The organism is Rhizobacter sp. P3_B12 (assembly GCF_056402895.1).
Genome location: NZ_JBFUGN010001105.1, coordinates 1 through 1,888, shown reverse-complemented (window position 1 = coordinate 1,888; position 1,888 = coordinate 1). Strand labels below are relative to the sequence as shown.

General features: G+C 65.8%; 3 protein-coding genes. 2 read left to right on the top strand and 1 reads right to left on the bottom strand.

All coding sequences use genetic code 11. The features are described 5' to 3' along the window. Positions 1 to 108 precede the first annotated feature (108 nt). A complete protein-coding gene (locus AC1D01_RS32630; protein ID WP_477873644.1) occupies positions 109 to 552 on the top strand; it encodes a type IV pilin protein in 444 nt (147 codons plus the stop codon). Between the two features lie 25 nt (positions 553 to 577). Continuing rightward, positions 578 to 1,480 carry a winged helix-turn-helix domain-containing protein gene (locus tag AC1D01_RS32625; RefSeq protein WP_477873643.1) on the top strand — a complete coding sequence of 301 codons (903 nt, stop codon included), beginning with the start codon at positions 578 to 580 and terminating at the stop codon, positions 1,478 to 1,480. Here the strand turns inward: AC1D01_RS32625 and AC1D01_RS32620 are convergent. Further along, the coding region (locus AC1D01_RS32620) for an SCO family protein (protein ID WP_477873642.1) at positions 1,420 to 1,888 on the bottom strand (469 nt) is incomplete at its 5' end. The genes AC1D01_RS32625 and AC1D01_RS32620 overlap by 61 nt on opposite strands.

Genomic DNA, 1,888 nt, shown 5'->3' with positions numbered 1-1,888 from the left:
GTTCGCAATCGTTGACATTTGCGGCCCTCGAAATGGGCACTTCTGCGTGGCGTTCGCATTCTGTTACCCCGATGATTCGACCCCACCGACTCGCAACAAATTGCAACCATGACTTCTACTCATACGGCTTTCCGCGGCTTCACCCTTGTCGAACTGAGCGTGGTCCTCGCTGTGGCGTTGACGACGATGGCGGTGGCGCTGCCCAGCTTCAACGCGCAGGTGCAGAACTCGCGCACCGTTCCTGCGCTCAGGGAGATGTCGATGGTCGGCATCCAGCTGGAAAAGTCGTTCCAGCGTGACCACCGGTATGGCGTGTCCGGGAAATGTGCGGTCCCGGATGCCCAGGTGGAACATTTCTCGGTGCATTGCTCACTCAGTGATGACGGAAGCGGCTACACGCTCGATGCCGTCGGCCATGGGCCGATGGCGGGCTACCAGTACCGCACCGACGAACAGGGGCGCCAACGGACGATCTCCCATCCCAACGCGAGCAACGCAGCCAACGGGGCGTTGCCGTGCTGGTCGCTGGAAGGTCGTTCCTGCGGGGCATGAGATTGCCGCCATCGATCGAGTCTTCATGACCAATACCGCGAATACCTTRCACAAGCGCATTGACGAGCATCCGCTTCTCCTGAGCCTCGCCTGTGCGAGTCCGCCAGGCGAGGCGACGGACACCGCTGCAAACAGCGCCGCCGAGGCGGAAACCGGCGCGACGGAGAGTGCGGCAGACATGCCGGCGCCGTCACCGGCAGACACGGTGTTCGTCGTGGCACAGGACGAAYGGCACCGCACGCGGCTTCGGCGGGTCTGTGCCAATCTGGGCCGACCTTGCATCGTGGCTTCGGTGGCTGATGTGATCGTGCGAGGCCCTCGCATCGGGTCGGCCCGGATGGCGATCGTTGCGGCCAACGGCCTCGATGTGCCGCTCGGTGCCATGCTCGAAACCCTGCGTGAGGCGGGGGTGTTGTCGGTGGCGCTGTACGGGCCGGCATTCGGCAGCCTGGTGCACCTGCTCGCACTGGAACTCGGCTTCGATCACGTCTGGGGCGACCTGGCGCATGAAGAGGCCCTCGCGGTGCTGATCCGTCACGCGGGGCAGCGCATCCAGAAGGACCGCGCCGCTCGCATGGATGATGCGCTGGGCGACACCGAGCTGGCGGTGGACACGGCGAGCCTGACCTGCAGTGTGCGGGGTGTGCCGTTCTCGCTGGGAATCTCATCGTTGTACACGTTGAAGTTGTTGCTCGATCGCGCGCCGCATCCGGTCAGTCGGGCCGACATCGAATCGGTGATCCCGGCCACCAAGGTGGGCCGCATCGGCGGCTCGCGCGTTGTCGATGCGCATGTGTCGCGGTTGCGCCAGCGCCTGCGCGAAGTCGGGGCCGATGCGATCCGGATCGTGGCCATCCGCGGCAAGGGTTACCGCATCACGACCGTGGGGTCCTCGGGGGGCGAAGAGGGCGAGGCCGCGGTCGACTGAACCTCGGCGGGAGCCTCTTCCCGCCTGAGCTGGCCGATGTCGCTGCGCAGCCGCACCATCTCGTGCGGCGAGCGCGCGTCGTAGATGCCGCGGATGCGGTGTCGGCGGTCGATGAGAAAAGCGCGTTCGGTGTGAGGCGGCAGCCCGTCCGCACCGAGTTGCGTGATGTCGGAGTAGAGGCTGTGGCGCGCCCATGATTCGACATGTCGGGGCTCGCCGGTCAGCAGGATCCAGTCCTTGGGCAGCCCGAATCTGGCAGCATAGTCGTCCAGCGCGCGCACGTCGTCGGTCAGCGGTGACACCGTCAGCGACACGAACTGCGGTGCCTGGCTGCCGAAGCTGGCCCGCAGCGTTCGCAGCAGGTCCATCGACACCGGGCACACCGACACGCAGCCGGCGAAGAACAGG